Below are 19,026 nucleotides of genomic sequence, written 5' to 3'. Positions count from 1 at the left end.
CCCAAGATGCGAGCAGGGCGCCTGGCACCAGATTGGTATATACCATTCAGGTGCGCCATGTCACCCCCCGGCGGACACGATTCGACCGGATCTTGGCCGGTCACACCCCCAACACGGTCGCGAGTCCAACCTTCAAAACAACGAGTCCAACGTTCAGAACATCGAACTTCCGCCTCACGTCACGTGAGGTTGGAAGCGGGATGTTCTGAACGTTGGACTCGTTGTTTTGAAGGTTGGACTCGCGACCGTGTTGGGTCAGCAGCCGTCGACGGAGGAGGGGCCGCGGTAGGCGTCGATGAGCCAGCCCTTGTCGGACTTGAGGGCCTTCATGCCGCCGACGTCGCAGGCACTCAGTTCCACGACCGTGTCGCTGTCCTTGAGCACTGACTTCGGCGTGGTCTTGGCGCCGAAGGCGGACAGGTCCTTGATCCGGCCCGCGGCCTTCGTGACGACGAGGTCGCAGGGCGTCTCCTGCCACTCGTCCTCGAAGGCGATCACGCCGCCCTCGGTGAACAGCGCGCACGTGCCCGGGCCGTCCACCTTGCTCAGCCGGGTCACGTACTCGGCGAAGAGCTTCTCCGGGGACTCCTGCGGGGCGGTGCCCACGACGCTCGCCTTCGTGGGTGGAGCGGTGGGCGCGGGTGCTGGGTCGTCAGTGCCGCACGCGGTCAGCGCGCAGGCCACGAAGAGGACCGATGCCAGTCGGTGAAGTGTCGACACGCAGCGCACGGTACCCGGTCCGGTCAGCCGAGGGCCTTCTTGATCGAAGCCAAAACCTCGTCAGCCGCACCGTGCGCGGTGAACCCGGCCGCGCGCCGGTGTCCGCCGCCGCCCAGGGACACGGCGACCGCGCGGACGTCGAAGTCGCCGACCGCGCGCAGCGACACCGTCCAGACGCCCGGCTCCAGTTCCTTGGCGACGGCGGCGACCTCGGCTTCGGAACTGGACCTGATCAGGTCGACCACGCCCTCGACGTCGTCCATCGTCACCCCGACCATGTCCGACAGGTGCACCGCCGTGTGCACCAGGCCGCGCCCACCGGCCGCCTCCGGGACCAGCTCCGCGCGGCCCAGCACGGTCGAGAGCATCCGGAGCCAGGCGAACGGGTGCTCGTCGAACCGCCTGCTCAGCCCCTCGGCATCGACACCGGCGTCGAGGAGGCGGGCGGCGATGCGGTGGGTGGCACCGGTCGCGCGGCGGAAGAAGCCGGTGTCGGTCAGGACGCCCGCGTAGAGGCACGTCGCGATGGCGGGATCCAGCGGCACTTCGAGCTCGTCGAGCAGGGCGAGCACCAGCACGGCGGTGGCCACGGCGGTGTCGTCGAGAATGTGGTCGGTGCCGAAGCGCGGGGTGCCGACGTGGTGGTCGATCACCAGCACCCGGCCGCCCGCCGCCTGGGTCGTCGTGACGCGGTCGATCAGCGGGCCAAGCCTGCGGTCGCTGCCGCAGTCGAGGACGACCAGGGTCGCGGGCGCGGCGGGCACCTCACTGGCGGGTACGAGCAAACCGTCCGAGTCGAGCCCCCGCAGCGCCTCGGGAACGGTGTCCGGCGAGCCGAAGGAGACGCGGGTGCGCTTGCCGAGCTTCTTCAACGCCAGTGCGAGGCCAAGCGCGCTGCCCAGCGCGTCGGCGTCCGGGTTCACATGCCCGAGGAGCGTGACGTCGGTGGCGGCGCGCAGCAGGTCGGCGGCGGCGGCGTAGTCGGAACCCATGGCGCCACAGTCGCGCACCGAGGCAGGCGCGTCCACTCCGACATGGTCGTCAGACCCGAGATCCCACGAACCGCAGCACCTCGGGCAGCACGCCCATCCAGTACGCCTCGTCGTGCGCGCCCGGTCCCATCATGCCTTCGGCGGGTTTGACCTTCGCGATCAGCTCCCGCGCGACCGCGGCGAACGGGTCGGCGGTGCCGCACCAGACGCCGACCCTGGCCGGGGTGAGGTCGGCGGTGTGGCGCAGGGGTTCGGTCGCCTCCCACTGGGCGCGGTCGGCGAAGACCTTCCGGGCCCGCGCCTCGGACCACGAGCCGAACAGTGCGGGGCTGATCGCGGCGACCGCGCACGGGTGGGCACGCGCGTAGTTGAGGGCGCCGTACGCGCCCATCGAGATACCCATCGCTGCCACGGGAACGGGCCGCAGCCCTTGGCCCTCCAGCCAGGCGGGGACTTCGTCGTTCAGCATCCGCCGCGGATCGTCGGCGGGATCGGCGGGCACCCAGTAGTTGTCGCCGTCGACCGCGGCGACGGCGAAGGCAGGCACTCCCGCCGCGACGGCTCTGGTCAGCATGGCGGGGATTCCGAGATCGACGAACATCCGAGCCGAGCTGCCGCGGCCATGCAGGGCCAGGCACACGGGCAGGGGGCCGGGGACACTTTCGGGCCGCATGACGATCAGTTCGACGTCACGGCCCCGGGCCGCCGAGGCGAGCACCTGGGACGTGACCGACTGAACGAGAGCAGTGCTGCTGGGAGTGGGGAGCGGGCTGCGCGGCGTGGCCGGAGCGGGCTCAGACCGCAGCAGGTGACTTCCGAGGACGGCGAGACCGGCGGCGGAGCACAGCCCCGCCGCCGACGCGGCCAGCACCCTGCGCCGGCTCAGCGGCGCACGGTCCTGCCCATCACTCGTCTTCGTCATCCTCGTCTTCGCGCGGGGCGCGGTACGGGTCCGGCTCACCGGCGTGTGAAGCGCCGGAGGCGATAGCGGCGACCTCGGCGTCGGCCGCGCGGGCGCGGGCGAGCAGGTCGTCGATGTGCTTGGCGTCCTCGGGCACCGTGTCGGCCACGAACGTCAGCGTCGGGGTGAACCGGACGCCTGTGCCCTGACCGACCATCGTGCGCAGCACGCCCTTGGCGCTTTCGAGTGCCTGAGCCGCGCCCTGGCGGTCCGGCTCGACGTCGAGCTTGTCGCCGAGCACGGTGTAGTAGACCGTCGCGTCGTGCAGGTCGGCGGTCACTTTGGTGTCGGTGATCGTGACCCGGGCCAGACGCGGGTCTTTGACCTCGTGTTCCAACGCGGAGGCCACGATCTGGGAGATGCGCTTCGCTAGCTTGCGGGCGCGGGGTGCGTCGGCCACGACGCTCCCCCTTTCGGCTTGAACTTCATTCGGCTGTGCTGATAACTGCTGGGCTATCTCTGCTATTCGTCGTCCGGTCCCAGCAAACGGTGCCGGGCGGACAGCAGTTCCAACTCCGGACGCCCGGCGACCAAACGCTCGCAGGCGTCGAGAAGATCGCGGACGTGCGACGCTTCGGCGGCGACCGCGGCCACCCCGATCCAGCGCCCTGCGGTGCAGGTCCTGGTGGCCCGCCTCGGCGGCGGACACCTCGAACCGGCGCCGCAACTCGGCGACCACGGGTTTGACCACGGAACGCTTCTGCTTGAGCGAGTGGACGTCTCCGAGGAGCACGTCCAATTCGAGCGCACCTACGTACAACAGGCATCACCAAGGGGAGTCAAGCCGGGGCGCCCGCGAACGGGCGCCCCGGCGGCTGACATCAGGTGCGCGGCTTCTCGCGCATCTCGTAGGTCTCGATCAGGTCGCCGACCCGCAGGTCGTTGTACGACCCGAGCGTCAGACCACACTCGAAGCCCTCGCGGACCTCGGTCGCGTCGTCCTTGAAACGACGAAGCGAGCTGATCGGCAGACCCTCGTTGATCACGACACTGTCGCGGATCAGGCGGGCCTTGGCGTTGCGCCGGATCTCGCCGGACATGACCATGCAACCGGCGATGGTGCCGACCTTGGACGACTTGAACACGTCGCGAACCTCCGCGCGGCCCAGCTCGACCTCTTCGTAGATCGGCTTGAGGAGACCCTTGAGGGCCGCCTCGATCTCGTCGATCGCCTGGTAGATCACCGTGTAGTAGCGCACGTCGATGCCCTCGCGGTTCGCGAGTTCGGTCGACTTGCCCTCGGAGCGGACGTTGAACCCGATCACGATCGCGTCGGACGCGGTCGCCAGGTTGATGTCGCCCTCGGTGATGCCACCGACGCCGCGGTGGATGACCCGCAGCTCGACCTCGTCGCCGATATCGATCTTCGTGAGCGCGTCCTCGAGTGCCTCGACGGTACCCGAGTTGTCGCCCTTGATGATCAAGTTGAGCGAGCTGGTCTCCTTCAGCGCCGCGTCGAGGTCTTCCAGGCTGACGCGCTTGCGCCTGGTGGCGTTGAGCGCCGCCCGGTTCCTCGCCGCGCGCCGCTCGGCGATCTGCCGTGCGGTGCGGTCTTCCTCGACCACGAGGAACGTGTCGCCCGCGCCGGGAACCGACGTCAGACCGATCACCTGGACCGGCCGCGACGGCAGGGCCACGGTGACGTCCTCGTTGAACTCGTCGACCATCCGACGCACACGACCGTAGGCGTCACCGGCGACGATGGAGTCACCCACGCGGAGCGATCCGCGCTGGACGAGCACCGTGGCGACCGGACCGCGACCGCGGTCGAGGTGCGCCTCGATGGCAACGCCCTGGGCTTCCATGTCGGGGTTGGCCCGAAGGTCGAGCGCCGCGTCCGCCGTCAGCAGGATCGCCTCGAGCAGCCCGTCGATGTTCACGGCCTGCTTGGCCGAGATGTCGACGAACATGGTGTCGCCGCCGTACTCCTCGGCGACCAGCCCGTATTCGGTGAGCTGCTGGCGGATCTTCTGCGGGTTCGCGCCTTCCTTGTCGATCTTGTTGACCGCGACCACGACCGGCACGCTGGCGGCCTGGGCGTGGTTGATCGCCTCGACCGTCTGCGGCATGACGCCGTCGTCCGCGGCCACCACGATCACGGCGATGTCGGTCGCCTGGGCACCACGCGCACGCATGGCGGTGAACGCCTCGTGACCCGGGGTGTCGATGAAGGTGATGAGGCGCTCGACGCCCTCGAGGGAGGTCGCGACCTGGTAGGCACCGATGTGCTGGGTGATGCCACCGGCCTCGCCCTCGTGCACGGTCGTCTTACGGATCGTGTCGAGGAGTCGGGTCTTACCGTGGTCGACGTGACCCATGACGGTGACGACCGGCGGGCGTGCCTGCAGGTCTTCCTCGCCACCGGCGTCGTCGCCGTAGCTGATCTTGAACGAGTCGAGCAGCTCGCGGTCTTCCTCCTCCGGAGAAACGACCTGAACCGTGTAGTTCATCTCGGAGCCGAGCAGCTCCAGGATCTCGTCGGACACCGACTGCGTCGCGGTGACCATCTCGCCGAGGTGGAACAGCACCTGCACCAGCGAAGCCGGGTTGGCGTTGATCTTGTCGGCGAAGTCGGTCAGCGAGGCGCCACGAGCGAGCCGGATCGCCTCGCCGTTGCCCTTGGGCAGGCGGACGCCACCGACGCTGGGCGCCTGCATGTTGTCCATGTACTCCTGGCGCTTCTGCCGCTTCGACTTGCGGCCACGCCGAGAGGGACCACCGGGGCGACCGAAGGCACCCGCGGCACCGCCGCGACCGCCGCCGCCACCGGGACGACCACCGCCGCCACGGAAACCGCCGCCGCCACCGGCCGGAGCACCGGCACCAGGGCCGCCGCCACCGGGACCGCCGCGGTAGCCACCGCCGCCGCCACCACCGGGACCGCCACCAGGGCCGCCACGGAAACCGCCGCCACCGCCGCCGCCACCACCGGGACCGCCGCGGAAACCTCCGCCGCCGCCACCGGGACCGCCGCCGGGACCGCCACGAGGACCGCCGGGACCGCCACCAGGGCCGCCACGAGGTCCACCGGGACCGCCACCAGGACCGCCGCGACCGCCACCCGCGGGGCGGGCAGGGCGAGGCGGCATCATGCCCGGGTTGGGCCGAGGCGGCATGTTGCCGGGCGTCGGGCCACCGGCCGGACGCGGGCCGCCGGGTGCGCGGTCGCCACGAGGGGCGCCCGCCGGACGGCCTTCACCGGGCCGGGCCGGGCCACGCTCGCCACCGGCGGGCGCGCCACCGGGAGTCGGGCCTGCCGGGCCGGGACGCCGGTCGCCCGGACGCTGGGCGGGAGTGCCGCCACCGACGCCGAACGGGTTGTTGCCGGGACGCGGCGCGCGCGGACCGGGCTTGGGGGACTGCGTTTTGGGTGGAACGACCGCGCCAGGCTTCTCCGCAGCGGCGGGCCGCTCGGCAGGCTTGGTGGCGGGCTTGGGCTGCTGCTGAGCCGGAGCCGGGGCCTCGGCGGCGGCCGCCGGGGCCTGCACCTCGCGCACGGGCTCGGGCTTCGGCGCGGGCTTGGGAGCCGGCTTCGGTCCGGGCATCGCGGGCTTGGGGCCGCTCGGCGCAGCTGCTGCTGGGGTGCTCGCGACCGGAGCCGGGGCCGGAGCGGACTGCTCGGGCTTCGGCGCGGGCGCGGGCGGGCGTGGGGCCGGCTTGGGGCCGGGTCGCGGCGCGGGCTTCGCGTCGCCTCCGCCCTTGCCGGGGTATGCATCCCGCAACCTGCGGGCTACCGGCGCCTCCACGGTGGAGGACGCAGACTTCACGAACTCGCCCAGATCCTTCAACTTGGCGAGTACATCCTTACTGGTGACTCCGAGCTCTTTTGCCAGCTCGTGCACACGGGCCTTACCTGCCACTGCTCTCCTAGTCCGGGAGGTCGGCGGCAGACCCGTCGACCTCGTCCTATCGTCGCGCGTTCATGTCTTCAGCTTCACGGCTGACTCATGACGGGTCGACCTGCTTCCTGTCTTCTTCCACGGTGTGGGGTCGTCCCACACCACTTCCCGCGAGGCGCTCTATCTCCGCTCGCACCACGTCCACGCCGAGGACCCCCGGGACCTTGAAGGCCCTGGTGAACGCCCGTCGCTTCTCGGCCAAGGCCAGACATCCCAGGTCGGGGTGAATCCATGCGCCCCGACCGGGCATCCGGCGCCGCGGATCGGGGAACGCGTCCCCGTCCACGAGCACTACCCGCAGCAACTTCCTGTCCGCCGCCCGGGCGCGGCAACCGACACAGGTCCGTACCGGGCTTGCGCCATCGGGACGTGCGGAGACCGGTTCCTGACGATGAACCACGATCAGTCTATCCCGTCAAGCTCAGTCAGCCGAACCGGATACCGGAGCGGGGGCCGCCGCGTCGCTGCGGATGTCGATGCGCCACCCGGTCAGGCGGGCCGCGAGCCGGGCGTTCTGCCCTTCCTTGCCGATGGCCAGGGAGAGCTGGAAGTCCGGGACCACGACGCGGGCCGTCTTGGCCCGCTCGTCCACCACCGTGACCGAGACCACTTTGGCGGGCGAGAGCGCGTTGCCCACGAACGTCGCCGGGTCGTCCGACCAGTCGATGATGTCGATCTTCTCGCCTGCCAGCTCGCTCATCACGTTGCGTACACGCGCGCCCATCGGGCCGATGCACGCGCCCTTGGCGTTGACGCCGGAGACGGACGTACGGACCGCGATCTTGGACCGGTGTCCCGCTTCGCGCGCCACCGCCGGGATCTCGACAGTGCCGTCGGCGATCTCGGGGACCTCCAGAGCGAACAGCCTGCGGACCAGGTTGGGGTGCGTGCGCGAGAGCGTGATCTGCGGGCCGCGGTTACCGCGGGCGACGCCGACGACGTAGCACTTGATGCGCGTGCCGTGCTCGTAGCTCTCGCCCGGGACCTGCTCGACCGCGGGCAGCACGCCCTCGGTGTCGCCGACCTGCACGATCACCATGCCGCGCGAGTTCGCCCGGGTGTCGCGCTGGACGACGCCCGCGACGATCTCGCCCTCCTTGGCGGAGAACTCGCCGAAGGTGCGCTCGTGCTCGGCGTCGCGCAGCCGCTGCAGGATGACCTGCCGGGCGGTGGTCGCGGCGATCCGGCCGAAGCCCTCGGGGGTGTCGTCCCACTCCTCTTCGACCTGGCCGTCGGCACCGGTCGTGTACGCCAGGACCCGGACCAGCCCGCTGCGCTTGTCGATGTCGATGCGCGCGTGCGGCTGGTGGCCCTCAGTGTGCTTGTACGCGGTCAACAGCGCGGTCTCGATGGCGTCGATCACCGTCTCGAACGGGATGTCCTTGTCGCGCTCGATCGCCCGCAGCGCGGCGATGTCAACGTTCATCGCGCGTCCTCCTCACCATCGGACGCTCGACCTTCGAGCATCGCCAATTCCGCCACCGGCGGTTGCTTGAATTCCACTTCGACCACGGCGTGCGCGATGTCGGCGTACCCGACCCGCCGCAGCTTGCCGTCGATCAGCATCTCCACGCCGCCGTCAGGCTCCTCGTCGGCCGAGCCGACCCGGCCGGTGAACTCGGCGCCCTCGACCGGCCGGACCTTGACCAGCCGCAGCTTGGCCCGGCGCCAGTGGCGGGGCCGGGTCAGCGGGCGGTCGAGGCCGGGAGAGGTGACTTCCAGGGTGTACGGGCCGCCGAGGACCTCGTCGTGCTCGTCGAGCACCGCGGAGACGGCTCGGCTGACCGCGGCGACCTCGTCGAGTTCGACCCCGTCGTCGCCGTCGACCACGACCTTGACCTGGCGCCTGCGCCCGGCCTGCGCGACGTCGAGCTGCTCCAGTTCGAAACCGGTCGACGCGACGGCCTCGGCCACGATCGGCTCCAGCGCCGCCGCGGCCGGGTTGGTGGGCGCGGCGTTCGTTCCGCTGTCGCGATGTCGCTGGTTGGCCACGTCGGTGCCGCTCCCCTGTTCAGGTAGGTGGTGCGATTGTCTGCCGGTCGGCGATGAGACACACCGACCGTGGTCACCTAGCGTATCTCGCCCACCGGGACGGGGCTGCCGCAGGCGATCATCCGGCAGCGTGGCAGGCCCGAACGGGTGGCCTGGCAGGATGACTTACTGTGATCCCTTCGGCGAGACAGTCAACGGTGAGCCGCCGCGCGTTGTTCCGTGCCGCCGGCGCCACAGCCGCCACGGTCGCGGTCGGTGCCTGCACGGCTGAGCCGGAGAAGCCACGGCCACCGGACCCGCTGGTCGAGTTGGCCGCGCAGGCCCGCGCCGACGCCGAGGCCGCCACCGCGATGGCTTCGCTGGTCGCCCAGGCGGCCGAGATCGCGGCGATTCGCACGGAGCACGCCAAGGTGCTGCAGGCCGAGGTCGACCGCGAGCGGCCGCCGGTGAGCAGCTCAGGCGCGCCCGCCCCGACGTCGGCTTCGCCACAGGCGCCACCGTCGGACGCCGCCACCGCGCGGCAGCAGCTGTTGGACGCCCTGGTCGCGGCCGAGCAGAAGGCCGCGGCGGTGGTCCTGGCCGTCCCCCGCTACCGCGCGGGCATGGTCGGCTCGGTCGCCGCGGCGTGCGCGGGCCTGCGGGAGGTCCTGACATGAACCAGCAACCCACGCTTCCCGACGACACAGTGGCCGCCGTTCAGGCCGCGCTGGGCACCGAGCACGCCGCGATCTGGGTGTACGGCCTGGTCAGCGCCTTCCTCAAGGCCTCATTCGACGCCCCGATCCGCGATGGCGCCACGGCTCACCGCGCCCGTCGCGACGCAATCGCGCGACTGCTGGGGCGGTTCGGGAAGACACCGGAGCCCGCGAAGGCCGCGTATCTGACCCCGCAGCCGGTGACCGACGAGGCCTCGGCGCTGGCGGTGCTGGTGACGGCCGAACAGGACGCGACCGTGGCGTGGCGGGCGGCGCTGGAACGGTGTGACGATGCCGACGTGCGCAAGACTGCGTTGGAGGGTCTGACGGCGGCGGCGGTGCGGGCGGCCAGGTGGCGCAAACTGGCCGGGATCGCCCCGCTCAGCCCCGCTCAGCCGGGACTGCCCTAGTTCAGGCACCCGGGTCGATCGTCTTACCCAGCCTGAGCGCGTCCTCGCAGACTGCGTCGAGCGTCTTCTCGTCCTTCTCGCCGCGATTGGTGAAGTCGCCTTCGACGATGGTGATGACCGAGCCTTCGACGCGCGATTGGTAACCACCGCCCTTGGCCAGCGAGTCGAGTCCATCGACCTTGATGACCTTCTGCAGGACGAGGTCGCTGACGTTGCCCGTGTTGTTCTCCATGGTCAACGCCTGAAGTTCGAGCGCCTTGTCCTGGCTCGACAGGTGCAACACCGACACGGTGATCAGGACATCCCGGCCTTCGGCTTTCGTCGTGTAGGCCGCCTGGACGAGTTTGGTGCAGACACCCGGCCCGGCAAGGAAGGTCTTCGTCTTGCCGTAGGCGTGGCCTGGGCAGTCGGTGTCCAGCCTCGGTGTCTTCACCTGCGGGTGCACCGCGAAGTCGTAGACGCCTTCGCGTGGGGCGGCCGTGGTCTGCTGACCGGCACCGCCACCGGCGGGCTTGTCGTTGATCGTGATGTACCAGTACACAACGCCCGACAGCACCGCCACCGCGACCAGGCCCAGGATCCGCATCGCCCAGGTCATGGCCGGGGCGGGCTCCGGTTCGGGCTGCTCCTCGGTGAAGTGGAACGGCTCGTCGCGGCGGGGCGTGTCCGTGACGCGCGGAATCCACTCCGTCTCACCTGGGCGGTGCTGCGGAGGCTGTTCTGGACGCTGGGGTGCCGACACGACTGGTCACCGTAAACGGTCTGGGCGCCCCACGTCAGGCCTCCCGTCGAATTAGTTGCGAATGTCCAGTTCAGCGCAGTGCGGCCAGCGCGAGGTCGACGTCCTCCTCGGTCGAGTAGAGGTGGAAAGCCAGCCGCGTGCGACCCGCGCGGGACGCGCAGCGGATGCCTGCCGCGGTGAGGCTTTCGGCCGACCGGTCGATGGAGACGATCGCCGAGCCCTCGGGCGGCAGGTCCAGTCCTGCCAGGAACTTGTCGGCCAGGCCGACGCAGTGGGCGTGGATCTCGTTCATGTCCTGGCCCGCGAGCCATGGCAGCGCGCTCGCGGCGCCGACCTGCGCGAACCAGTCCGGGGACAGGTCGAACGCCCGCGCGTTGGACGCGAGGCGCAGCGGGAGGCCGTAGACGGTGTCCCACGGGTTCTCCCCCGCGTACCAGTTGGCGCCGACCGGCTTGGTCAGTTCCTCGACGTCCGCGCGGATCGCCAGCCAGGCCGACCCGCGCGGGGACAGCAGCCACTTGTAGCTGCCACCGACCACCCAGTCCGCCCAGCCGAGGTCGAGCGGCAGCCAGCCCGCCGCCTGGGTGACGTCGAGCAGGACGCGGGTGCCCGCGGCGCGCAGGCCCTCCAGGTCGACGATCGCGCCGTCGGCCGACTGCACGACACTGACCGCGACAAGGTCGAAATCGGACGCGCGCTCGGCGATCTGAGCGAGCGGCACTTCCGTGACGGTGATTCCGCGACCCTGCGCGGCGAACGGGAACGTCGCGCTGGTGAACTCACCGGCCGCGACGAGCACCCGGGTCCCGTCCGGCACGCCCGCGGCGACCTGCCCGACCAGTTGGGACACGCCCGACGCGATCGCCACCCGGTCGGCGTCGACGCCGACGATCCGCGCCCAGGCGGCCCGCGCGGTCGCGACCGGCTCGTCGAACTCGGGGGCGTTGGTGTCCCCGCGCCGCCAGCGGTCGATCACCTCCGCCATGGCGTCGGCCGCGAAGGCCGGTGGGACACCGATGCTGGCGGTGTTGAGATACCCGGCGGGGACGTCGAACCGCTCTCCGTAAGCCATGCGCACGCTTTCGACCTTACGGTGGTCTCGTGCACAGCGAGGAAATAGAGATCAACACCGGGGACACCGAGGTCGTCGTGGACCTCACCGACCGGTGCGCCCGCTTCCTGACCGACGCCGACGCCACCGACGGCCTGCTCCACGTATGGGTCCCGCACGCCACCGCGGGTCTGGCCGTGATCGAGACCGGCGCGGGCAGCGACACCGACCTCCTGCGGGCCCTGGGCGACCTGCTGCCCGCCGACGACCGCTGGCGGCACCGCCACGGCAGCCCGGGTCATGGCCGCGACCACGTCCTCCCGGCGTTCCTGCCGCCGTACGCGAGCATCCCCGTCATGGCGGGGACGCTGGCCCTGGGCACCTGGCAGTCGATCTGCCTGGTCGACACCAACACCGACAACCACGTGCGCAAGATCCGCCTCAGCTACCTCCCCGCCTGACCAGCGAGTCGCCCTCCCGGCAAGCGAGTTCACCGGAGAAACCGCGAGTCCCACGTTCCCGACACCGAGTCCCACGTTCCCGACACCGAGTTCCACGTTCCCGACACCTACTCGACCGGTCAGACGTGCTCCGGCACCCGTCGCGCCTCCGGCGCGGGCGCCGGAGCGGACTTACCGGGCAGCACCAGCAACACGAGTCCGACCACCGCCATCGATCCGAGCACGATCACGCCCAGCCGCACGTCCGGCGCCGAGCCCGTGCCCTGCAGCAGACTCCGCAGCCCCTCGGCGGCGAAGCGGAACGGCGTCCACGACCACAGCAGCGCCCGGTACGCCGGGTTCAGCAGCTCCGGCAACTGCCCGGCCACCGCGGGCGCGATCAGGTACAGCGGACCCAGGATCGCCGCCGCCCGGATGCCCAGAAGCCGCAGCAGACCGCCCTGGACCGACACGAACGCCACGGCGGCGAGGAGCAGGAAGCCGAGCACGTCCCAGGTCAGCGGCAGCGCCGAGTCCCACAGCGCCAGCAGCCCGACCACCGCGGCCGCGGTCGTGAGGCTCGCCGCGGCGACCAAGGCGAGGCGGTGACGCCGTCCGACTCGGAGACCTAACCGCGCCGACGCCACCACGAGTCCGATTCCCGCGACCAGCCCGCCGACCCACAGCAGCGCCGTGGCCGCCAGCGGGGCCGTGCGGCCCGCGACGCTGACCGGGTTGAGCGTGACGGTGGTGACCTGGGCGCCCATCGCCTGGGCGGCTCCGGTCAGCACCTGCTGGGCGATCTGGGTGCCCTGCGGGTTGACCGCGCCCGACACCACGATGGTCGCGCCCACGCCGTTGGCCGCGGGCGCCAGTTCGAGGACTCCGTAGACGTCCTTGTCCGCGAGCCGCTGCCGCGCGCCCTCCGGGGTGTCGACCCGCCAGGACACCGCCTCGCCCCCGCGCGAAGCGACCCGGTCGGCAATGGGCCGCAGCGGGCCTGGCGCCGAAATGGCCAGCGGGACGGCCTCGGGTCGCGAGGTGGCCTGGGCGCCGAAGGTCAAAAGGCCCAGCAGGGCCGCGACGAGCGCTCCCGCGATCGACAGCGCCACGACGAGAGCACCGGTTCGCTTGGGTCCGGACATGTCCGCCTCCTGAGTTCATTGCGCGTTGAATTCGAACGGTACGCCTGCCCTTCGATCAGATCAACACGCGTTGAATAACGGCACCCGCTACGGTCTGCGGTGTGCGAATCCAGCGTGCGGCCATCGGCGCGATCTCGCTCGCGGTCCTCGCAGGCGCGATAGTCACGGTGTCCACCCTCGACGCGGCGGACCAGCACCGGACCGAGGTCAGCGAACCACCCCGCCCCACCGCCACCCGCGAGGCCGCCCCGGTCGTGCCGACCGTGCCCGGCTGGCAGGTCGTCACCGACAAGACCGCCGCGCTCACCTACGAGGTCCCGCCCGGCTGGACCCTCGCCGAGGGCACCGAGACCCTGGAGTCCTCCAGCGGGGTCGAACTCGGGCACCTCGCCGACTTCGGCCCCTACCTGTGCCAGGGCGCCGAGTACGGCCGCGCCTTCAGCGGCAGCGGCCTGACCCATGGCGATCCCGCGGACGCCGCCGCCGAACTCGCCGCCGCCGTCGCCGCCGACCAGTACAGCGACGGCAGCCAGACCGCCCAGGTCACCCTTTCCGCGCCGATGCCGATCACCCGCACAGGCGCCCGGGGCACGATCGTCCGGGCCGACGCCGAGGTCACCGCCGAGAGCGCGGACCACTGCGCGAGCACCAAGGGAACGATCGTGGTCGTCGCTCTGAGCACCGCGGCGGGCACGTCGGTCGTCGTCCTCGCCGCCGACGCGGACACGGGGTCGACGCCGAGCGCCCCGCTCGTCAGCCCCGACGAAGTGCGGACGATCACCGACAGCGTGCGTCCTTCCGGTTGAACCGTCCCAACGGGCGGAAAGCTGTCGGCGACCCGTGCCACCATGGCTGGGTGACCGCACCCTCCACCCTCGTGCTCTGGGACATCGACCTCACCCTCGTCGACTTCAGCGGCATCGGCCGCCGCTGGTACGGCGAGGCGCTGACCACGGTCCTCGGCGTGGAGATCAGCCATGTCCCGGTGTTCCCGGGCCGCACGGAGCGCTCGATCGCCACCGAGATGCTGCTGGCGCACGACGCCGAGCCCACCGAGGACAACATCGCCCGGATGTACGCCGAACTGGTCCGCCTCGCCACCGAGGGCGACCTGGCCGCCGTCGGCCGCGCGCTGCCCGGCGCCACGGAGATCCTCGCCGCCCTCGCCGACCGCGACGACGTCGTGCAGTCCCTGGTCACCGGCAACCTGCCGGAGGTGGCCGCGCACAAGCTCATCCCGTTCGGCCTCGACGGGTTCATCGACCTCGAGATCGGCGGCTACGGCACGCTGTCCGAAGACCGCCACGAACTCGTCCTCGCCGCCATCCGCGCGGCGAGCGACAAACACGCGACGACCTTCACCCCCGATTCGGTGATCGTCATCGGCGACACCCCGCACGACATCGCCGCCGCCCTGCACCACGACGCCGTCGCCATCGGCGTGGCCACCGGGCGGCACAGCGCCGAGCAACTGGCCGCCGCGGGCGCCCGCGCGGTCCTCGACGACCTGGCCGACACCCCCGCCGTGCTGGCCTGCCTGCTCGGATGCGTGGGTTCCGGCACGCGGGCAACTGGGGGCCGGATACCGTTCCGGGCATGAGCACCCCAGGGGGTCCGTACTGGCAGGAACCGCAGCCGCAGTACCAAGTGGACCCGATGACCGGTCAGCCCGCGCCCTTCCAGGGCCAGCCCCAGCAACAGCAGCCCTACGGCGGCTACCAGGGTTTCGGCATGTACCAGCCGCCCGAGCCGCCGAAGAGCAACAACGCGCCGTGGATCATCGCGCTGGTCGCGCTCCTGGTCCTCGGCGGCGGCGGTGTCGGCGCCTACTTCCTGCTGAGCGAGGATGACACGCCCGAGCAGGCCCCCATCGCCGGGCCCGCGTCGTCGTCCAGCGCGCCGACAACGACCAAGGGCAAGCCGTCGCCGACGAAGACCACGGCCAAGAAGCCCACCACGAACAAGACCCCGACCGAGGTCGAGGAGATCAAGGTCGACGCGGTCACCCCGGGATTCCAGGGTGTGCTGTCGTACAAGGAGAACGTCGCCTACGACGTGCCCACCGACTGGAAGATCGAGACGCCCGGCATGGTCGTCGGCTTCGAGGACAACGCGGGCAAGCCCAAGGCGATCATGCACGGTGTGTCGACGTACCGGGAGAACGCCTGCACCAACGTGCGCGGCTCCTACCGGGGCCACGTCGGCCTGGTGTCGGTGGAAAACCTCGACCTCACCCTGGGCGCGAAGAACGGCGTGAAGGTCTTCGCCGAGGCCGCCGCGCTGAACAAGGACGATTCGAAGGCGCCGGTGACCTACACCGAACCGGTGGCCACCAAAGTGGGCCAGGGCAAGATCGATGCGATGACCGCGAAGGGCACGCTGACGGTCAACCAGCCGGGCGAATGCGCGTCCCCGACGGTCGAGTTCACCTCGGTGGCCTTCAAGATCGAGGGCGGCAAGACAGCGATCTTCATCAGCTACATGGACCAGGGCGTCCCCGACGCGCTGCCCGCCGAGACGCTCCAGAAGATCATCGCCAGCCTGCGAATCTACAAGGAATGAAAAACGGAGCCACCGCAAACCCCCGCCCTCCCTGGGGGGCACTGCCCTTGGCCAGTCTATCGGCGGGCACCGACAGGACCGGGTTGTCTCGGGGCGCCTGTGGATAGGCAAGCGGGTTGTGGACAACTTCCGTGGTGGCGGGCGTGGCGATCGCGTTCACGAGGACTATGAGCAAACGAATGGGGTGCGGGGCCATCGGCCCCGCACCCCATTTCGCATGCCCGTCGGTCAGCCCCGAACAAGCCCAGTCAGGTGTGCGACAACCTCGTCCACACCGACCTCGGCCTTCTCCCCGGTCGCCCGGTCCTTGACCTCGACCACACCATTCGCCAGTCCACGCCCGACGACCACGATCGTCGGCACACCGATCAGCTCGGCGTCCTTGAACTTGACCCCGGGCGAAGCCGGACGGTCGTCCAGCAGCACCGACAGCCCGGCCGCGTCCAACTCGGCGGCCAGTGCCTCGCCGCCCGCGCGCAGGGTGTCGTCCTTGCCCGCGATCACCAGGTGGATGTCGGCGGGGGCGATGCCGCGCGGCCACACGATGCCCAGCTCGTCGTGGCTCTGTTCCACGAGCACCGCGACCAGCCGGGAGACGCCGACGCCGTAGGAGCCCATGGTGATCCGCACGGGCTTGGAGTCCGGGCCGAGCGCGTCGAGGGCGAAGGCGTCGGCGTATTTGCGGCCCAGTTGGAAGATGTGGCCGATCTCGATGCCGCGCGCCGCGACCAGGGTGCCGCCGCCGTCGGGGGCGGGGTCGCCCTCGCGGACCTCGGCGGCCTCGATGGTGCCGTCGGGAGTGAAGTCGCGGCCCGCGACCAGGTCGACCACGTGGTGGTCGGACTTGTCGGCGCCGGTCACCCAGGCGGTGCCGGTGACCACGCGCGGGTCGACGAGGTAGCGGACCCCGTTGTCCAGCAACGCCTTCGGGCCGATGTAGCCCTTCACCAGGAACGGGTTCTTGGCGAAGTCCGCCTCTTCGAGGATGGCGACCTCGGCGGGCTCCAGCGACGCCTCGAGACGCTTCATGTCGACCTCGCGGTCGCCGGGCAGTCCGACGGCCACCAGCTCCCAGTCGGTCTCCCCCGGCTTGCGGGTCTTCAGGAGCACGTTCTTGAGCGTGTCCGCCGCGGTGAAGGTGCGGCCCAGGTTCGCGCCATTGAGGAAGTTGACCAGGGTCTCGATGGTCGGGGTGTCCGGCGTGTGGTGAACCTGGGCGTCGGGCAGTCCCTCAAGCGGGATCGCGGGGGGCGCCTGGGTGACGACAGCCTCGACATTGGCCGCGTAGTCCGACTCGGTGGCGCGGACGAACGTGTCCTCACCGGTCTCCGCGACGGCCAGGAACTCCTCGGACGCCGACCCGCCCATCGCCCCGGAGGTGGCCGAGCAGATCACGTACTCGATGCCGAGGCGGTCGAAGATCTTGATGTAGGCCGCGCGGTGCTTCTGGTAGCTCTCGGACAAGCCGTCGTCGGTGAGGTCGAACGAGTACGAGTCCTTCATCAGGAACTCGCGGCCACGCAGGATGCCCGCGCGGGGACGCGCTTCGTCGCGGTACTTGGTCTGGATCTGGTACAGCGTGACGGGGTAGTCCTTGTACGAGGTGTACTCACCCTTCACGGTGAGCGTGAACAGCTCCTCGTGGGTGGGGCCGAGCAGGTAGTCGGCGCCCTTGCGGTCCTTGAGGCGGAACAGGTTCGGGCCGTACTCGGTCCACCGGTTCGTCGCCTCGTAGGGCTCCTTGGGCAGCAGCGCGGGGAACTGGATCTCCTGGGCGCCCATGGCGTCCATCTCCTCGCGCACGACGCGCTCGATGTTGCGCAGCACGCGCAGGCCCAGCGGCAGCCAGGAGTAACCACCCGGTGCGACGCGGCGGACGTACCCGGCGCGGACCAGCAGCTTGTGGCTGGGCACCTCGGCGTCCGCCGGGTCCTCGCGCAGCGTGCGCAGGAACAGCGACGACATCCTGGTGATCACAATGGACTCCTCTAGGCCTCGTAGAAAGCAGGTCAAAGCGTAGTGACCCGGCCCTGGCCTGCGCATTCGGGTTACACGTCGCGGAATTGTCGGTGGTCGGGTGCAGCATGCCCGCCATGACCATCCACCTGGGCGGGACCACGATCGACTGCGAGAATCCGCGAGCACTGGCGGAGTTCTGGGCGGCCGCGATGGACTACAAGATCAGCGAGGACTACGGCGGCGAGTTCGTCATGCTGCTGCCCGAGGGCAGCGCGCTCGGCGAGGTCCCGTACCTCGGCCTGCAGCGCGTGCCGGAGAAGCGCGACGGCAAGAACCGCGCGCACCTCGACTTCCACACCGAGGACCGGCTCGCCGAGGTCGAGCGGCTGGTCGGCCTCGGCGCGTCGGTGCTGGGCGAGGAGAAGATCCCCGGCCTGACGTGGTCGGTCCTCGCCGACCCTGAGGGCAACGAGTTCTGCGTCGCGTCGTCTACCGAATGAGCGCATAGGTCGTCCACCGCTCGACGACGCTGAACCCACACCGCTCGTACACGCCGAGGGCGCCGGTCGCGTTGCCTGCGTCCACGGCGAGCGTCACCGTGTCGTACCCGGCCGCGCGCGACTCCCGCAGCACCTGGGCGAGCAGCGCGGTCGCCACGCCGCGTCCGCGCCAGGCCTTGCGGGTGCCGACCTGGCCGAGCCACAGATCCCGCAGCCCGGTGGCGGCGGTGTGGGCCGGGGAGTCGTAGCCCATGACGTAGGCGGCGATCTCGCCGGTCGCGTCGTCGCGCAGGACGACGGTCCGGTCGGGCGCGAACGCGGGGTTGCCGGTGTAATGCGCGGTCCAGTAGGCCGGGTTCGAAGGCGTATTGCCCCAGTGCTCGACGAAGCAGTCGTCATGCGTGCGGCGCAGCTCGTCGTCGATGGCCGCGGTGTACTTCTCGACGGTGAGGCCGGATGGGAACGGCAGGTCCGGGGTCTGCCCGTCGAGTTCGGCGCGCATGTCGAAGAACCAGCGGACGGGCACGTACCCGGCGTTCACGAGCAGCGCCGTGTGCCCGGGGTTGCCTTCATGGGTCGACGACCGCGGCTCCAGCCGCAGGTGCGGGCAGTGCGCGGCATGCAGGTCCTCGGCCACCACCACGAGTCGATCGAGCAACTCCCGCCCGATGCCCCGCCTGCGGTGCGACGGACGCACGTGCCCATCGAGGGGCACCCCGTTGACCTCGGTCTTGCCCGCCTTGAACCAGACGACACCCTCGGCCACCAGCCGGTCACCGTCGAACCCGCCGACCGTGCCGGTGGTCGGGTCGGCCATCAGCTCGGCGAACTGGTCCGGCCCGGTGTGTTCGCCGGTCTTGTCGACCGCCTCGGCCGCGGCCCGCAGGTCGACCCACTGATCGGCGTCGTCGGCGACCAGGTTCCGCCAGGTGATGGTCATCCACCGACGGTACGACCG

The 19,026-nt window shown here is 70.7% G+C and carries 20 protein-coding genes and 1 pseudogene; 7 read left to right on the top strand and 14 right to left on the bottom strand.

Annotated elements, in window-relative coordinates:
- Positions 1–255: 255 nt before the first annotated feature.
- The 9 genes and pseudogenes from GPZ80_RS19575 to rimP form a co-directional block, all read right to left on the bottom strand.
- Positions 256–720: a hypothetical protein gene (locus tag GPZ80_RS19575; protein ID WP_187222092.1), complete on the bottom strand. Its 465-nt coding sequence runs from the start codon at positions 718–720 to the stop codon at positions 256–258.
- Between the two features lie 23 nt (positions 721–743).
- The gene (locus GPZ80_RS19570) at positions 744–1,712 is read right to left on the bottom strand and encodes a DHH family phosphoesterase (protein WP_187222090.1); all 969 of its coding nucleotides are present in this window, start codon (positions 1,710–1,712) and stop codon (positions 744–746) included.
- Positions 1,713–1,761: 49 nt separating this feature from the next.
- The gene (locus GPZ80_RS19565; RefSeq protein ID WP_187222088.1) at positions 1,762–2,634 is read right to left on the bottom strand and encodes an alpha/beta hydrolase; all 873 of its coding nucleotides are present in this window, start codon (positions 2,632–2,634) and stop codon (positions 1,762–1,764) included.
- A complete protein-coding gene (gene rbfA, locus GPZ80_RS19560) occupies positions 2,618–3,073 on the bottom strand; it encodes a 30S ribosome-binding factor RbfA (RefSeq protein ID WP_187222087.1) in 456 nt (151 codons plus the stop codon). The genes GPZ80_RS19565 and rbfA overlap by 17 nt, the downstream gene beginning before the upstream one ends.
- 62 nt (positions 3,074–3,135) lie before the next feature.
- Positions 3,136–3,433, bottom strand: a pseudogene (locus GPZ80_RS19555) (DUF503 domain-containing protein).
- A gap of 61 nt (positions 3,434–3,494) precedes the next feature.
- Complete coding sequence (gene infB / locus GPZ80_RS19550; RefSeq protein ID WP_187222085.1) at positions 3,495–6,533, bottom strand: translation initiation factor IF-2; 3,039 nt, start codon at positions 6,531–6,533, stop codon at positions 3,495–3,497.
- 85 nt (positions 6,534–6,618) lie between these two features.
- A complete protein-coding gene (locus GPZ80_RS19545) occupies positions 6,619–6,972 on the bottom strand; it encodes a YlxR family protein (protein ID WP_187222083.1) in 354 nt (117 codons plus the stop codon).
- Positions 6,973–6,993: 21 nt separating this feature from the next.
- Complete coding sequence (nusA, locus tag GPZ80_RS19540; RefSeq protein WP_091371056.1) at positions 6,994–7,998, bottom strand: transcription termination factor NusA; 1,005 nt, start codon at positions 7,996–7,998, stop codon at positions 6,994–6,996.
- Positions 7,995–8,564, bottom strand: a complete 570-nt coding sequence (gene rimP / locus GPZ80_RS19535; RefSeq protein WP_187222081.1) for a ribosome maturation factor RimP — start codon at positions 8,562–8,564, stop codon at positions 7,995–7,997. The genes nusA and rimP overlap by 4 nt, the downstream gene beginning before the upstream one ends.
- Positions 8,565–8,761: 197 nt before the next feature.
- Here rimP and GPZ80_RS19530 point away from each other — a divergent pair, with 197 nt between their 5' ends.
- On the top strand, positions 8,762–9,220 hold the full coding sequence (locus tag GPZ80_RS19530) for a hypothetical protein (RefSeq protein WP_187222079.1): 459 nt from the start codon (positions 8,762–8,764) through the stop codon (positions 9,218–9,220).
- On the top strand, positions 9,217–9,669 hold the full coding sequence (locus GPZ80_RS19525) for a ferritin-like domain-containing protein (RefSeq protein WP_187222077.1): 453 nt from the start codon (positions 9,217–9,219) through the stop codon (positions 9,667–9,669). Before GPZ80_RS19530 ends, GPZ80_RS19525 begins: the two co-directional genes overlap by 4 nt.
- Position 9,670: 1 nt before the next feature.
- Here GPZ80_RS19525 and GPZ80_RS19520 read toward each other — a convergent pair whose 3' ends face one another.
- The gene (locus GPZ80_RS19520; RefSeq protein ID WP_187222075.1) at positions 9,671–10,411 is read right to left on the bottom strand and encodes a hypothetical protein; all 741 of its coding nucleotides are present in this window, start codon (positions 10,409–10,411) and stop codon (positions 9,671–9,673) included.
- Between the two features lie 70 nt (positions 10,412–10,481).
- A complete protein-coding gene (locus GPZ80_RS19515; RefSeq protein WP_187222073.1) occupies positions 10,482–11,489 on the bottom strand; it encodes an aminotransferase class V-fold PLP-dependent enzyme in 1,008 nt (335 codons plus the stop codon).
- Positions 11,490–11,512: 23 nt separating this feature from the next.
- Here GPZ80_RS19515 and GPZ80_RS19510 point away from each other — a divergent pair, with 23 nt between their 5' ends.
- Positions 11,513–11,923 (top strand): YjbQ family protein, encoded by a 411-nt coding sequence (locus tag GPZ80_RS19510; protein WP_187222071.1) that lies wholly within the window; start codon positions 11,513–11,515, stop codon positions 11,921–11,923.
- A gap of 119 nt (positions 11,924–12,042) precedes the next feature.
- Here GPZ80_RS19510 and GPZ80_RS19505 read toward each other — a convergent pair whose 3' ends face one another.
- Entirely contained in the window at positions 12,043–13,047 is a 1,005-nt protein-coding gene (locus GPZ80_RS19505) for a YhgE/Pip domain-containing protein (RefSeq protein WP_187222069.1), read from the bottom strand.
- A 101-nt stretch (positions 13,048–13,148) separates the two neighbouring features.
- Between GPZ80_RS19505 and GPZ80_RS19500 the strand changes: the two genes are divergently transcribed.
- The 3 genes from GPZ80_RS19500 to GPZ80_RS19490 are packed head-to-tail and all read left to right on the top strand — an operon-like array spanning position 13,149 to position 15,609.
- A complete protein-coding gene (locus tag GPZ80_RS19500) occupies positions 13,149–13,853 on the top strand; it encodes a DUF8017 domain-containing protein (protein ID WP_187222067.1) in 705 nt (234 codons plus the stop codon).
- 50 nt (positions 13,854–13,903) lie between these two features.
- Positions 13,904–14,647, top strand: coding sequence for an HAD family hydrolase (locus tag GPZ80_RS19495; protein ID WP_312880443.1), 744 nt, complete (start codon positions 13,904–13,906; stop codon positions 14,645–14,647).
- Entirely contained in the window at positions 14,644–15,609 is a 966-nt protein-coding gene (locus GPZ80_RS19490) for a DUF8017 domain-containing protein (protein WP_187222065.1), read from the top strand. The genes GPZ80_RS19495 and GPZ80_RS19490 overlap by 4 nt, the downstream gene beginning before the upstream one ends.
- A 228-nt stretch (positions 15,610–15,837) precedes the next feature.
- Here GPZ80_RS19490 and GPZ80_RS19485 read toward each other — a convergent pair whose 3' ends face one another.
- Positions 15,838–17,586, bottom strand: coding sequence for a proline--tRNA ligase (locus GPZ80_RS19485; RefSeq protein WP_187222063.1), 1,749 nt, complete (start codon positions 17,584–17,586; stop codon positions 15,838–15,840).
- 116 nt (positions 17,587–17,702) lie between these two features.
- On the opposite strand from GPZ80_RS19485, the gene GPZ80_RS19480 reads away from it, so the two are divergent.
- A complete protein-coding gene (locus GPZ80_RS19480) occupies positions 17,703–18,068 on the top strand; it encodes a VOC family protein (protein ID WP_187222061.1) in 366 nt (121 codons plus the stop codon).
- Here GPZ80_RS19480 and GPZ80_RS19475 read toward each other — a convergent pair.
- The gene (locus GPZ80_RS19475) at positions 18,058–19,008 is read right to left on the bottom strand and encodes a GNAT family N-acetyltransferase (RefSeq protein WP_187222059.1); all 951 of its coding nucleotides are present in this window, start codon (positions 19,006–19,008) and stop codon (positions 18,058–18,060) included. The two genes, GPZ80_RS19480 and GPZ80_RS19475, sit on opposite strands and share 11 nt — an antisense overlap.
- Between the last annotated feature and the right edge of the window lie 18 nt (positions 19,009–19,026).

The sequence above is a fragment of the Actinokineospora xionganensis genome (assembly GCF_014323725.1).
Lineage (GTDB): Bacteria > Actinomycetota > Actinomycetes > Mycobacteriales > Pseudonocardiaceae > Actinokineospora > Actinokineospora xionganensis.
This window is presented reverse-complemented; position numbering and strand designations above follow the sequence as displayed.

What these genes read in the sequence shown, in the direction of transcription:
- GPZ80_RS19570 (WP_187222090.1), bottom strand. Translation starts at nt 1,712, where the DNA reads ATGGGTTCCGACTACGCCGCCGCCGCCGACCTGCTGCGCGCCGCCACC.
- GPZ80_RS19565 (WP_187222088.1), bottom strand. Translation starts at nt 2,634, where the DNA reads ATGACGAAGACGAGTGATGGGCAGGACCGTGCGCCGCTGAGCCGGCGC.
- nusA (WP_091371056.1), bottom strand. Translation starts at nt 7,998, where the DNA reads ATGAACGTTGACATCGCCGCGCTGCGGGCGATCGAGCGCGACAAGGAC.
- GPZ80_RS19525 (WP_187222077.1), top strand. Translation starts at nt 9,217, where the DNA reads ATGAACCAGCAACCCACGCTTCCCGACGACACAGTGGCCGCCGTTCAG.
- GPZ80_RS19505 (WP_187222069.1), bottom strand. Translation starts at nt 13,047, where the DNA reads ATGTCCGGACCCAAGCGAACCGGTGCTCTCGTCGTGGCGCTGTCGATC.
- GPZ80_RS19490 (WP_187222065.1), top strand. Translation starts at nt 14,644, where the DNA reads ATGAGCACCCCAGGGGGTCCGTACTGGCAGGAACCGCAGCCGCAGTAC.
- GPZ80_RS19480 (WP_187222061.1), top strand. Translation starts at nt 17,703, where the DNA reads ATGACCATCCACCTGGGCGGGACCACGATCGACTGCGAGAATCCGCGA.
- GPZ80_RS19475 (WP_187222059.1), bottom strand. Translation starts at nt 19,008, where the DNA reads ATGACCATCACCTGGCGGAACCTGGTCGCCGACGACGCCGATCAGTGG.